Raw genomic sequence first — 12,500 nt, forward strand, 5'->3', positions numbered from 1 at the left:
AGATGTGTATAAGAGACAGGATCATCGGCCATGGAGACGGGTTCGCCCTGGCCGATGATCATGTGGTCCAGCACGCGGATTTCCATCAGGCCGAGCGCATCCACGAGGGTTCGGGTGATGTCGCGGTCGGCCCGGCTGGGCTCGGCGACGCCTGAAGGGTGGTTGTGGGCCAGGATGACGGCGCTGGCGTGATGCCGGAGGCACGCGCGGACCACCTCGCGGGGGTAGACGCTGGCGCCGTCGATGGTGCCGCGGAACAACTGCTCGTAGGCGAGGACGCGGTGCCGGGTGTCGAGGAACAGGCAGGCGAACACCTCGTACGGCAGGTGGCACAGCTTCGCCCGGAGGTACTGGGCGCTGTCGCGCGGGCTTTCCAGGCGGGGCAGGTCGACGAGCCCCTCGCCCAGGGCGCGCCGCGCCAGCTCCAGCGTCGCCATCAGGCGTGCCCGCTTCACCGGGCCCACGCCGGTCACCGGCGCCACATGGCCGGGATCGGCAAGCAGCTTGCCCAGGCTGCCCGCCGAGGAAAGGAGGGCGCGACTGGTCGCCACGGCATCGCAGCCCGCGCTTCCGTTACCTAGCAGGACGGCGAGCAGTTCGGCGTCGGATAGCGCGGCGGCGCCATGGCTGAGCAACCGCTCCCGGGGCCGGTCGTGGGAAGCCCATTGGCGAATGGGCCGGGGCCGGAAGGTCACGGGCGCCATCGGCGCATCTCGGACGGGGGAGGGACGGTCGGGCCCGTGCTTCATCGGTCTACCTTGATGTCTTGCCGACGGAGTCGCGGCGAGACCTACAACATAGAGTTGCGGCGGGTGCCTGACGATAGAACGATTCTGAAAAATCGTGCGCCGGTCGTACGACGGAAATCCGTTAAGCTAACGTGTCTTCCGAACAGCGTCGTTTCGTCATGACTCTTCGCCAGCGTCGCATCCTGATTGGCGTTACCGGCGGTATCGCCGCCTACAAGGTCTGCGAACTCGTGCGCCGGCTGCGCGACCTCGAGGCGGAGGTGCGCGTGGTGATGACCGAAGGCGCCACGCATTTCGTCACGCCCACCACCTTCCAGGCGCTTTCCGGACAACCCGTGCGGGTGAGCCTGTGGGACGAGCAGGGCGAAGCCGCCATGGGCCACATCGAACTGGCGCGCTGGGCCGAGCGCGTACTGATCGCGCCGGCCAGCGCCGACACCCTGGCACGGCTTGCGCACGGTTTCGCCGACGACCTCCTTTCCACCGTGGTCCTGGCCACGGCGGCGCCGGTCTATGTCGCCCCGGCGATGAACCAGCAGATGTGGGCCAACCTGGCCGTGCAGGCGAACGTGGGCACGCTGCGCGTGCGTGGCGTGGGCGTGCTCGGTCCGGCGGACGGCGACCAGGCCTGCGGCGATATCGGCTCCGGGCGGATGCTGGAACCGCACGAGTTGCGCGACATCCTGGTCGCCTCGTTCGGCGAGCAGCCGCTTCGCGGGCGCACGGTGGTGGTCAGCGCGGGTCCGACCTACGAGGACATCGATCCGGTGCGCTTTATCGGCAATCGCAGTTCCGGTCGCATGGGTTTTGCCGTGGCCGCCGCCGCGCGCGATGCCGGTGCGACGGTGACCCTGGTGGCGGGTCCCGTCTCCCTGCCGACGCCGCACGGTGTACACCGCATCGATGTGCGCAGCGCCCGGCAGATGCACGAGGCGGTGCTCACGGAGGCCTCCGCCGCGGACATCTACATCGGCGCGGCCGCGGTCGGCGACTACCGCCCGCTGGAAGCCTCGGCCCACAAGCTGAAGAAGGCCGACGGAGCGCCGTTGCGGCTCGAACTCACCGAAAACCCGGACATCATCGCCGCGCTGGCGGCCCGGGCGAAGCGGCCTTTCCTGGTTGGTTTCGCGGCGGAAACCAGTGCGCTTGCCGCGTATGCCCAGGAAAAACTCCGGCGCAAGGGCATCGACATGATCGCGGCCAATGAAGTGGGTGGCGACAAGGGTTTCGAAGTGGCCGACAACGCCCTGCATGTCTACTGGCGCGATGGCGACGACACCTTGCCCGAGATGCCCAAGACCGAACTGGCCCGCCGCCTGGTCGCGCGTATCGCGGAACGATTCCTCTCCGGCTCCGGAACCCCGCCTTGATCGACATCGAACTGAAGATCCTCGACGCCCGCCTGGGCGACTCCATCCCCCTCCCCGAACCCGCCACGCTGGGTAGCGCCGGCATGGACCTGCGTGCGGCGGTGGAGGCACCGGTGACGCTGGCGCCGGGCGAAAGCTTGCTGGTGCCCACCGGCATGGCCATTCACATCGGCGATCCGGCATGGTGTGCTCTGATCGTTCCGCGTTCGGGGCTAGGACACAAGCAAGGCCTGGTGATGGGCAACCTGGTGGGCGTGATCGACGCCGATTACCAGGGGCCGCTGATGATTTCCTGCTGGAACCGCGGGATCGCGACCCTTACCATCGCGCCAGGCGACCGGATTGCGCAATTGTTGCTGGTACCGGTGGGACGGGCGCGGTTGCGCGTCGTCGACGGATTCACCCCCTCGCAGCGGGGCGAGGGAGGATTCGGTTCCACCGGTATCGGCTGATCGGTCGAGACGGACACAAGGGGCACCATGGCTCGGAAAGAGGGAGGGGCGGGGCATGCGCTCCGGATCGATCTGCGACGTCTGCTGCCCCTGGTGGGCGCGACGGTATTGCTGGTCGCCGGCGCGTTCTCCGCATGGCAGGCCTGGTTGATCGCCGACGAAGGCGATGCGGCCGAGCGGACGCGGGCGGCGCAGCGGCAGACGGTCAAGGCGCTGGACGACCTGATCGCCGGCAAGCGCCAGCAGGTACAGCGCTCGCTCGCCCTCGCCGGGGCGACCGACGATCGCGTGGCGATGGCCGAACGGCTGCGCGCGCAGCTGAAGGGTGTCCATGCGGTCGAGGTGTACAGCGGCGGGCTGGACGAGGTCGTGCGCGCCAATTACCGCGAATTCGGCTATGCCAAGGCCGCCCAGCTGATGGCCGCGCTGGGGGCCAGCGAGACACCACCCGCTTCCACCTCGCTGCACGGCAACGAGCGCCGGTTGACCATGGTGGAACCCGTTGCCGCCGACGGCGGTGTGCGCGCATGGATCTGGCTCGAATATCCCTTCGACGACGTGGCGACGCGGTTCGAAGCCGCTTCGCCGGGGGCGGGGCGTATCGAACTGCGCCAGGGCGACGGGCACGACAGCTTGTCGCTGCTTTCGCATGGTTCCCGTTCCGCCGAGTTGGAGGCCGGGGGGCAACGCGTGGCGGGTACGTCGCTATACGTGTTCGCGGCGATGCCGCGCGCCTTCATCGTCATTCCCCACTCCGAGGCGCTCGCCGTCCTGCTGGCCCTGGTCGGGTTCGGCGGCGGCGCCTTCCTCCTCTGGGCCCTGCGCCGTCGGCCGGTCGTGGCCGAGGAACCCGAGCCGGAAGAGCCCGTGCTGGTGGCCGACGTGGCACGCAAGCCACGCCTGCCACCGGCGCCGTCGACCGCGACGGCACCGCCACGCCTGGCGGTGAGTGCCCTGGAGGAAGTGGATGCCTCCATCTTCCGTGCCTATGACATCCGTGGCGTTGCCGGTGGCGCGCTGACCTCCGGTGTGGCCCACCGCATCGGCCAGGCGATCGGCGCGTCGATGGTCGAACGCGACCTGCGTGAGATCGTGATCGGCCGGGACGGCAGGCTGTCGGGGCCGGAACTCGCGGGTGCGCTGTCGGACGGCCTGCGCGCGGCCGGCATCGACGTGATCGACCTGGGCATGGTGCCGACGCCCCTGGTCTATTTCGCCGCCTATCATTTCGGCACGGGCTGCGGCGTATCCGTGACCGGCAGCCACAACCCTCCCGACCACAACGGATTCAAGATCGTGATCGGCGGCGAGACGCTCGCCGAGGACGCCATCGCCGACCTGCACCGGCGCATCGTGGAGAATCGGCTACCGTCGGACGGCGTCGGAACCTGGCGCGAGCAACCGGTGGTGGAGGCCTACGTTTCGCGCATCGCCGGCGACGTGGCCGCCGAGCGCCGGCTCAAGGTCGTGGTCGATGCCGGGAACGGGGTGGCCGGACTGGTGGCGCCCCGGGTCCTGGAGGACATCGGCTGCGAGGTGATTCCCTTGTACTGCGATGTCGACGGCCGCTTCCCGAATCACCATCCCGACCCATCCGATCCCCGCAATCTCGGCGACCTGATCGCCGCGGTGCACACCGTGGGCGCCGATCTCGGCGTTGCCTTCGATGGCGACGGCGACCGGCTCGGCGTCGTCACCCAGGCTGGCGAAATCATCTACCCCGACCGGTTACTCATGTTGTTCGCCCAGGATGTGCTGGCGCGAAACCCGGGCGCCACGGTGATCTACGACGTGAAATGCACCGGGCACCTTCGCCCGGTGATCCAGGAGGCCGCGGGCGTACCGCTGATGTGGCGCACGGGGCATTCGCTGATCAAGGCGAAGATGCGCGAGACCGGCGCGGCGCTGGCCGGTGAGATGAGTGGCCACTTCTTCTTCGCCGACAACAACCGCTGGTATGGCTTCGACGACGGTATCTATGCGGCGGCACGCCTGCTCGAAATCGTCGCGGGCGACCTGGAGGAGCGCAGCGTCGCCGAGCTCTTCGACAGCCTGCCCAAGAGCGTCTCCACGCCGGAGCTGAAGCTGTCGATGGAGGAGGGTGCGCCGTTCCGCTTCATGGAGGCGTTCCGCGCCTCCGCGACCTTCGACGACGCCCGCGTGACGACGATCGACGGCATCCGTGTCGATTGGCCCGATGGCTGGGGCCTCGTGCGGGCGTCCAACACGACACCCGCGCTGGTCTTCCGCTTCGATGCCGACAACGGCAAGGCGCTGGAGCGCATCAAGCAGGTTTTCCGCCTGCGCCTGCTGGCGGTGGATCGTCATCTGGCCCTGCCGTTCTGAGGCGAGGCTGCCGCGGTCAGCGGCCGCCGTTCGCGGCGTCCGCTGCCTTCAGTTCGCGATAGTGACGAAGCTGCGCTTCCATGTTCGTCTTGGCGGTGTCCTTGGCCGTCTGCTGGCGCTGTAGCGTGGCCCGGAGGGAGGCGACCGTGTTGCGCTGTTCGGTGATGCGATCGCTGAGGTACTTCGGCACCGGCTGCTTGGCCCGCTCCAGGTCGCCCGCGCGAGTGAGCAGGTCGGCCAGGGCCTTCTCCTGGCCCTGCAGGTTCAGTCGCGTGGTGCGCGCGGCCTGTTCGAAGTTGTCGACCTCGGCGTTCTTCGCGGCGGCGAACGCGGCTTCGTCCGGGTAGGCGTTCAGCATCTGCGCGTCTTCACGCTGCCGCTGCTGCTGCGCCTGTTGGGCCGCCGCCTGCGCATCGGCGACCTTGCGGGCCGCCGCGCGTTCGTCCGCCGTGAGCTGGCGGTCGACGTGACGCACGACCATGCCCTGGCTGTTCACCACGTCGTATCCGGCCTTCATCGCGTCGGACGTGAGGCTGTCGCTGAAGTACGACTGCCCGGAGGCGTCCTTCCAGCGATAGCGGTAGGCGTTGTTGTTGGCGGTGTTCTTCTGGGCGAAAGCGGCCGTGCCGATGCACAGTGCCGCCCCCGCCAGGATGTAACGCGCTGCTCGCATGGGTTCCCCTCCTGTGCGCGGAGTATAGCCAGCGGGCGGCCACAGGTTGTGCGGGACCGGCACATCGCGCGGATCGCGTGACGCAGTCGCCGTTTCAGGTCACGCCTTCACGCCGTAGAGCTCCCGATAAGCGAGCAGGCGGCCATGTTCCGCCGCCAGCTCCGGCCGCTCGCCGGCGTAGGTGAGGACATCGGCCAGCGTGGCGATGGCGATGACGGGGATGCCGAACTGCGCGGCGACTTCCTGGGCCGCCGAGCGTTCGCCCTGGCCGCGCTCCTGCCGGTCGAGCGCGATGAGCACGCCGGCCGGTTCGGCGCCCTGGGACCGGATCAGCTCCAGTGACTCGCGCACGGCGGTGCCGGCGGTCATCACGTCGTCGACGATCAGCACGCGTCCCCGCAAGGGGGCGCCGACCAGCGTGCCACCTTCGCCGTGGTCCTTGGCTTCCTTGCGGTTGTAGGCCCACGGCAGGTCGCGGTCCTGCGTATCGGCCAGTGCGATCGCGGTGGCGGCGGCCAGGGCGATGCCCTTGTAGGCCGGTCCGAAGAGCATGTCGAAAGGCACGCCCGAGCGCACGGCGGCGGCGGCATAGGCGCGGCCGAGGCGGGCGAGCGCGGCGCCGCTGTCGATCCGGCCCATGTTGAAGAAGTAGGGGCTGCTGCGGCCGGATTTCAGCGTGAAGTCGCCGAAGCGAAGCACGTCTCGGGCGAGGGTGAGTTCAATGAATTCGCGCTGGTAGTCGTGCACGGGAATCTCTCAGTCGATCGAAGGGCCAAGCGGATACCACAACACGTACTGCGGTCCCGCGCTGCCGCCATGGTACAACCCGCCGCTGTCGCGATAGCCGGCGCGCTGGTAGGCACGTAGCGCCGCTTCATTGCGCACGTTCACGGTGAGGAGGATCCGCTCGCGATCCGGATGGCGACCGGCGACGTACGCGTGGATCGCATCCAGGGCGGCGCGGCCCAGGCCCTGGCCCTGCCTCGGGGCATCGATGAGGAAGCTGCGCAGTGCCACCGCTCCGGGGGCCAGCGGATGATCCGCCAGCGCGGAGGCCCGCCGGTCGATGCGGACGTAGCCGACCACCGCGTCGCCGTGGAGCAAGGCGAGCGCCTCGCTGCCGGGGCACACGGCCACGTCGGCGAGCGAGTCACGGGTATGGCCGACGAAGGGCCGCTGGTCGGGATGGACGTCGAGCGCGAGCACGGCGGCACGCAGGGTTTCGTCGACGGGAAGGACGCGAATGGATGGATTCATAGGAGGTTATGATGCACGGATCGCCGAACACCCGATCAAGGTCCCATGCGCATTATTTCGCTGAACGCCAACGGTATCCGCTCCGCCGCCACCAAGGGCGTGTTCGAGTGGCTGCGCAAACAGGATGCCGATGTCGTCTGCCTGCAGGAGACCAAGGCGCAGGAATCGCAGCTCACCGATCCGATGTTCCGCCCGGACGGCCATCATTGTTTCTATCACGATGCACGCAGCAAGAAGGGATACAGCGGCGTGGCGATCTACTCCCGGCGCGAGCCCGACGAGGTGCGCGTTTCGCTGGGCAGGGAAGACTTCGATTGCGAGGGACGCTATATCGAGGCCCGCTACGGGAATCTCAGCGTGGTCTCGTTCTACATCCCCTCCGGGTCCTCCGGCGACGAACGCCAGCAGTACAAGTTCCGGATCATGGAGTGGCTGACGCCGATCCTGCGCGAATGGGCCGCGAGCGGGCGGGACTACGTGCTGTGCGGCGACTGGAACATCGTGCACACGAAGAACGACATCAAGAACTGGACGTCCAACCAGAAGAATTCCGGTTGCCTGCCCGAGGAGCGCGCCTGGCTGGACCTGCTGTTCAAGGACATCGGCTGGGTGGACAGCTTCCGCGCCATCAAGCCCGACGCGGTGGAATACACCTGGTGGTCCAACCGCGGACAGGCCCGCGCGAACAACGTGGGTTGGCGTATCGACTACCAGATCGTTACGCCGGGCCTGCGCGAACGCCTGCGCGATTGTTCGATCTATCGTGACGAGCGCTTCTCCGACCATGCCCCCTACATCGTGGACTACGCGGAGTGAGCGAAGCGGCCGGGACCGGAGCGGTCCGTTACAAGGGATTGCGTGGCATAGCCGCCGCGTTCGCCCAGCCGGGGGCGGTGACCATGCTGTTCTTCGGTCTCGCGTCCGGGCTGCCGTTCCTGCTGGTCGGTAACACGTTGTCGGCCTGGCTGAAGGAATCGGGCGTGGATTACGGTGCCATCGGCATCGCCAGCTACGTCACCTTCGCCTACAACTTCAAGTTTCTGTGGGCTCCGCTGGTGGACAAGTTCCGCCTGCCGCTGTTCGGCCGGCTCGGCCTGCGCCGCGGCTGGCTGATGTTCGCCCTGTTGCTGCTGGCGGCCGGCCTGCTCGGGATGGCGGCGATGCCGCCGGACGTGTCGCTTCCGCGCTTCATGGTCGTGACCGGCGTCGCCGCACTGGCGGGGGCGACGATCGACATCGTCGTGGATGCCTATCGCGTGGAGATCGCGCCACAGGAGGCGCAGGGTGCCCTCGCGGCCACGTATACCCTCGGCTATCGCTTCGGCCTGATCGCAGGCGGCGCCGGCATCCTGTTGGTGGCGGATGCCTTCGGCTGGCAAGGCGGCTATGTCGCCATCTGCGCCCTGCTGGTCATCCCTTTCATCACGGTCCTGGTCGCACGCGAACCGGAGCACCGCGTGCGCGAGCGCGTGCCGTTGCGCGTGGCCGTGCAGGAGGGTTTCATCGGGCCGTTCCGCGACTTCCTTTCCCGCTATGGTCTAGGCCTGGCGTTGGGACTGCTGCTTTTCGTCGCGCTGTTCCGGCTCCCCGACCAGATGCTCGGGGTGATGGCGTATCCGTTCTACCTCGACGCGGGTTTCAGCAAGACGCAGATCGCGGAGGTGTCGAAGGTCTACGGGGTGATCGTGGGCATCGTCGGCGCCTTGCTGGGCGGCTGGGCCGTGACGCGCTTCGAGATGCGCCGGCTGTTGGTCGTCTCCGCCATCGGCGTGGCGCTTTCGAACATGCTCTACCTGATCATGGCGGCCAACCCGGGCCAGACATGGGCCTTCGTGGCGACCCTCTCGGGAGACAATTTCGCGCAAGGTTTTGCGGGTCCGGTGCTGGTCGCCTTCATGTCGGGCCTGGTCAACCGCAGTTTCACCGCCACGCAGTACGCCTTGCTGAGCGCGCTGGCCAATCTTCCAGGCAAGCTGATCGGGGGGCTGTCGGGCTTCCTGGTGAAGGACTCCGGCTATGCGTCCCTGTTCGTGGTCAGCACCGTTTCCATCGTCCCGACCCTGATCGTGCTCGCCCTCTTGTGGCGCCGCATGCCGCGTCCCGCCGAGGCGGGATAAGCCGGACGACCTATCTTCGCAAGCGAGCAAAACTGTGTAATATCGCCGCCACAGGGGGCATGCGCGAGGAGGTGACGCACGTGCCAGATATCGTTGTGAGGCACATCGACGAGCAGATGGCCGAGCGCATCAAAACGCTCGCGCGCGAACGACGCTGGTCGATCAATGAGGTGATCCTGCACGCATTGCGCTATGGACTCGGCTTGAGTCCCGGCGACGTGTTCAACGAGCTGTTGCTCGAACCCGGCGACATCGCGCACCTGACCGGCGCGTGGGACGCGGAAGAACAGGCGGCCTTCCAGGAAGCCCTCTCGGCATTGGCCCAGGCCTCGCCGTCGACCCTGGCCGACGCTGCGTCGCGCCCGGCCAAGTCGTCCACCGAATCCTTCTAGCGAGACCTCCTCGTGGGAGTCCCTCTTGTGGGAGCCGCTTCAGCGGCGATCCCGCGGCAGCGGGCCAGACTGAGGCAAGCACCTATCGCCGCTGAAGCGGCTCCCACAGAAGCGGCTCCACAGAAAGACCACCAGCAAGGCGGCCGATCGGCCAGCAAGGCGACCGATCAGGCAGCGGCGTACAACGCCCCCAGCAGGCGCGGCCCCCGGGCCCCCGTCACGGCCGGCAGATTGCCCGGCTCGCCACGCACGCGCCGATATGCCAGCCATGCGAACGCCATCGCTTCCATGACGTCGGGATCGATACCGAACGCCGAACTCGCCAGCAAGGGCCGTCCTTCCAGCCGTGCACCGATGGCGTGCATCAACGCGGTGTTGTGCACACCGCCCCCGCAAGCCACCACGTCCACCGCGTCGGCAGCGTGGCGTTCGATCGCCTCCGCCACCGATACCGCGCTGAGCGCAAGCAGGGTGGCCTGAACATCTTCGGGCGACGACTCGGCGACGCGCGGGTGCGCGTCCAGCCAGGCCAGGTGGAAGTGTTCGCGTCCCGTGCTCTTGGGCGGCGGCAGGGCGAAATAGGCGTCGTCCAGAAGTTCGGCGAGCAATGACTCGTCCACCTGTCCCGACGCAGCGAACAGGCCGCCACGGTCGAAGGATTCGCCGCGATGGCGAAGAGTCCACGCATCCATGAGGCCGTTCGCGGGGCCGGTGTCGAAGCCGGTGACTTCGCCGGTCGAGGTCAAACGGGTGACGTTGGCGATGCCGCCGAGGTTGAGCACCACGCGCGCACCGTGCTCCGGGCGCAGCACGGTGGCGTGGAAGGCCGGAACCAGGGGTGCGCCCTGGCCACCGGCGGCCACGTCGGCCCGGCGAAAGTCCGCGACGGTGTCGATGCCGGTGCGTTCGGCGATCACCGAGGGATCACCGATCTGCAAGGTGAAAGGGAACTCTCCGCCGGGCCGGTGTCGGATCGTCTGGCCATGCGAGCCGATGGCGCGCACGTCGCCGGCGGCGACGCCCGCCGCGCCGATGACGGCTTGCGCCGCGTCCGCGAAGGCATGGCCCACGGCGACATCGAGTTGCCCGTAGGCATCGAGGTCGAGGCGAAGTTCATCCTGCGCCACGGCGAGGATGCGCGTGCGCAGCGCATCGTTCCAGGGGTGGGTCAATCCGGCGAGAAGACGGGGGTGGCCGTCGGTGAAGCGAACCAGCGCGGCGTCGATGCCATCCGCGCTGGTGCCCGAGATGAGCCCGAGGTAGAGGCCATCCATGGTGGATGCCACGGATCAGTCCGCGCTGTGCTGGTCGGCGTCGTTACGCGCGAGCTTCACGTTGCTGTCCACCTGGTTGAGGCGGGCGAGCTGCGGGCCGACCACTTCCTTCTTGAACTTCGCCAACTGAGCCGCCGGCAGCGGCTCGGGCTTCGGCAGCGTGACCGTCTGCGGATCGCGCTGCACGTTGTTAACGCGGAATTCGTAATGCAGGTGCGGACCGGTGGCCAGGCCGGTCATGCCGACGTAACCGATGGTGCTGCCCTGGCTCACGCGCTGGCCGACACGCAGGTTGGCGAAGCGCGACATATGGCCGTAGGCGGTGCTGATCGTGGCGTTGTGCTGGATGACCACGAAGTTGCCGTAGCCGTTCATCCAGCCGCGGAACTTCACGACGCCATCGCCCGCCGCGTGGATGGGCGTGCCCGAGGGCGCCGCGTAATCCACGCCCTTGTGCGCGCGCATCTTGCCGAGGATCGGATGCATGCGACCGGCGCTGAACTGTGAGGAGATACGGGTGAAGTCGACGGGGATTCGCAGGAAGGAGCCAGTGAGCGGACGGCCTTCCTCGCTGAAGTAGCTGACCTTGCCGTCGCTGTTCTTGAAGCGGTAGGCGGTGTAGCGCTTGCCCTGGTTCACGAATTCCGCCGCGACGATATCGCCTTCGCGAAGAAAGGCTCCGTCACTGTAGACATCGTCGTAGATGACGGTGAAGTTGTCGCCCACGCGCAGGTCCTGCACGAAGTCGATGTCGAACTTGAACACCTCGGCGAGCTTGAGCACCATCGCGTTGCTCATGCCGGCCTTCGACGCCGCACCGAACAGCGAGCTGTCGATCAGCCCGTGCGCGATGTGCTCACGGCGCTGCACGTCACGCTTCTGCGTGGTGAGCTGGGGCGAAGCGCCATCCAGTCGCAGCGTGGCGATGGTCGCTTCGTCCTGGTCGAAGCGCACGCCCTTGAGGACGTGATCGCCATCGACGAGGAACTGGAATTCCTGGCCCGGCTTGATCTGGTGAAACACCTTCGTGCCACCCGCTCCGTCGATGACGTGCTGCAGGTCGGTCATCGAAAGACCTTGGGCGACGAAGATGTCGGCGAGGGTCTGGCCGGGCTGCACCTGCACGGTCTGCCAGGTTTCCTCGGGAACGACCGGCTTGATCGAGGCGGGATCGATCTTCGGCACGGCGAGCGGTACCACCGCATGCACGGCCGGGATGGCGGTGGTGAGCGACTGCTTCTTCATGGCGCCCGCCCAGGCAGGGATCACCAGGGCCGACAGGATGACGAGGAGGAAGGCGGTGCCGGCAAGGATCCAGCGCTCGCGTGTCCAGCTGAGGGGTTCGGCGGACGCGTTGCGGCTGAAAGACCAGTGGGCACGGCTATCGTAGAAGTGCGAATGACGGCGCTGTGCCTTGCGCCGGATGGCCTGCTTGCGTGCGCTGTGCGCTCCGCGGTTCACATCACCCATTGTCTTTCTTGTATCCGCTCGCCCCGACTTGTCGCGTACCATAGCGGCCCTGCGCAAAGGCCGTCAACGCCTTTCCCATCAAGGCTTTGCATCGCATCTTGCGGTTAACGCACAATTAACCCCACGCCCCCTTCACATGCAGATGTGAAGGTAAAAAATTCCGTTTCGATAGAGAGTACGCATGAACGACCTGGAGCAGGCCCTGGCGCTGATCGCCCGCGGCGCCGACGAGATCATCAAGAAGGAAGACCTCGAGGCGCGTCTCAAGACCGGCCGGCCGTTGCGCATCAAGGCGGGTTTCGATCCGACGGCCCCCGACCTGCACCTGGGCCATACGGTGCTGCTCAACAAGATGCGCCAGTTCCAGGACCTCGGTCACCAGGTCATTTTCCTGATCGGC

The 12,500-nt window shown here is 67.4% G+C and carries 13 protein-coding genes (1 of these 13 running past the window's edge); 7 read left to right on the forward strand and 6 right to left on the reverse strand.

Going from position 1 to position 12,500, the window contains the following annotated elements; genetic code table 11:
• The coding region (radC, locus tag ACR9ZJ_RS11630; RefSeq protein WP_481287840.1) for a RadC family protein at positions 1-695 on the reverse strand (695 nt) is incomplete at its 3' end.
• 212 nt (positions 696-907) lie between these two features.
• On the opposite strand from radC, the gene coaBC reads away from it, so the two are divergent.
• The 3 genes from coaBC to ACR9ZJ_RS11645 are packed head-to-tail and all read left to right on the forward strand — an operon-like array spanning position 908 to position 4,917.
• Complete coding sequence (gene coaBC, locus ACR9ZJ_RS11635; RefSeq protein WP_481287841.1) at positions 908-2,119, forward strand: bifunctional phosphopantothenoylcysteine decarboxylase/phosphopantothenate--cysteine ligase CoaBC; 1,212 nt, start codon at positions 908-910, stop codon at positions 2,117-2,119.
• Entirely contained in the window at positions 2,116-2,571 is a 456-nt protein-coding gene (gene dut / locus ACR9ZJ_RS11640; RefSeq protein ID WP_306848862.1) for a dUTP diphosphatase, read from the forward strand. The genes coaBC and dut overlap by 4 nt, the downstream gene beginning before the upstream one ends.
• Positions 2,572-2,598: 27 nt before the next feature.
• Complete coding sequence (locus ACR9ZJ_RS11645) at positions 2,599-4,917, forward strand: phosphomannomutase/phosphoglucomutase (protein WP_481287842.1); 2,319 nt, start codon at positions 2,599-2,601, stop codon at positions 4,915-4,917.
• A gap of 16 nt (positions 4,918-4,933) precedes the next feature.
• Here the strand turns inward: ACR9ZJ_RS11645 and ACR9ZJ_RS11650 are convergent, their stop codons facing one another.
• The 3 genes from ACR9ZJ_RS11650 to ACR9ZJ_RS11660 form a co-directional block, all read right to left on the reverse strand.
• Positions 4,934-5,590: a DUF4124 domain-containing protein gene (locus tag ACR9ZJ_RS11650; protein WP_481282209.1), complete on the reverse strand. Its 657-nt coding sequence runs from the start codon at positions 5,588-5,590 to the stop codon at positions 4,934-4,936.
• Positions 5,591-5,689: 99 nt separating this feature from the next.
• Complete coding sequence (gene pyrE, locus ACR9ZJ_RS11655) at positions 5,690-6,337, reverse strand: orotate phosphoribosyltransferase (protein WP_426285960.1); 648 nt, start codon at positions 6,335-6,337, stop codon at positions 5,690-5,692.
• A gap of 9 nt (positions 6,338-6,346) precedes the next feature.
• Positions 6,347-6,847 (reverse strand): GNAT family N-acetyltransferase, encoded by a 501-nt coding sequence (locus ACR9ZJ_RS11660; RefSeq protein WP_481282211.1) that lies wholly within the window; start codon positions 6,845-6,847, stop codon positions 6,347-6,349.
• A gap of 45 nt (positions 6,848-6,892) precedes the next feature.
• Between ACR9ZJ_RS11660 and ACR9ZJ_RS11665 the strand changes: the two genes are divergently transcribed.
• From ACR9ZJ_RS11665 to ACR9ZJ_RS11675, 3 genes are all read left to right on the forward strand, one after another.
• Positions 6,893-7,663 carry an exodeoxyribonuclease III gene (locus ACR9ZJ_RS11665; RefSeq protein ID WP_481282212.1) on the forward strand — a complete coding sequence of 257 codons (771 nt, stop codon included), beginning with the start codon at positions 6,893-6,895 and terminating at the stop codon, positions 7,661-7,663.
• Positions 7,660-8,964: an AmpG family muropeptide MFS transporter gene (locus ACR9ZJ_RS11670; RefSeq protein ID WP_481282213.1), complete on the forward strand. Its 1,305-nt coding sequence runs from the start codon at positions 7,660-7,662 to the stop codon at positions 8,962-8,964. The genes ACR9ZJ_RS11665 and ACR9ZJ_RS11670 overlap by 4 nt, the downstream gene beginning before the upstream one ends.
• Positions 8,965-9,044: 80 nt before the next feature.
• The gene (locus ACR9ZJ_RS11675) at positions 9,045-9,356 is read left to right on the forward strand and encodes a hypothetical protein (RefSeq protein WP_481287843.1); all 312 of its coding nucleotides are present in this window, start codon (positions 9,045-9,047) and stop codon (positions 9,354-9,356) included.
• Positions 9,357-9,523: 167 nt separating this feature from the next.
• Here ACR9ZJ_RS11675 and ACR9ZJ_RS11680 read toward each other — a convergent pair whose 3' ends face one another.
• Positions 9,524-10,630 carry an anhydro-N-acetylmuramic acid kinase gene (locus ACR9ZJ_RS11680; RefSeq protein WP_481287846.1) on the reverse strand — a complete coding sequence of 369 codons (1,107 nt, stop codon included), beginning with the start codon at positions 10,628-10,630 and terminating at the stop codon, positions 9,524-9,526.
• Between the two features lie 15 nt (positions 10,631-10,645).
• Entirely contained in the window at positions 10,646-12,100 is a 1,455-nt protein-coding gene (locus ACR9ZJ_RS11685) for an OapA family protein (protein ID WP_481282215.1), read from the reverse strand.
• A gap of 181 nt (positions 12,101-12,281) precedes the next feature.
• On the opposite strand from ACR9ZJ_RS11685, the gene tyrS reads away from it, so the two are divergent.
• Positions 12,282-12,500, forward strand: partial view of a tyrosine--tRNA ligase gene (gene tyrS / locus ACR9ZJ_RS11690; RefSeq protein WP_481282216.1) — the 5' end (the start) only. 987 nt of this gene lie beyond the right edge of the window; only the first 219 of its 1,206 coding nucleotides appear in the window; its start codon is at positions 12,282-12,284; its stop codon lies off the right edge, out of view.

Source organism: Luteibacter sp. KNZ12-1A (assembly GCF_056755675.1).